General features: G+C 61.6%; 1 protein-coding gene. It reads right to left on the reverse strand.

What is annotated here, in order from left to right; translation table 11 throughout:
- On the reverse strand, positions 1-255 hold a 255-nt coding region (locus tag MUA00_RS00070; RefSeq protein WP_271121228.1), incomplete at both ends, for a hemagglutinin repeat-containing protein.

Below are 255 nucleotides of genomic sequence, written 5' to 3' on the forward strand. Positions count from 1 at the left end.
GCTCTGGCTCTGGGTGGTGCCGTCCTCGTTCATCTCATGGCGCGATTTAGCGCTGCCGACGGTGATGCCAATCCCGCCGGTGCCCATCAGGCCGGACTTCTTCGTCTCATTCAGACGATACGTGGAAACGGTGTTGGTCGCCGCCACAATATCAATATTGTTCCCGGCGGACAGCGACACATCGCCGTCGCCCACCACCGCCGAGCCCTGCACCAGCAGGTTATTGCCTGCCGACACGGTGACGTTATCGCCGCT

Source organism: Dryocola boscaweniae (assembly GCF_025215095.1).
In the GTDB taxonomy this organism is placed as follows: Bacteria; Pseudomonadota; Gammaproteobacteria; order Enterobacterales; family Enterobacteriaceae; genus Dryocola; species Dryocola boscaweniae.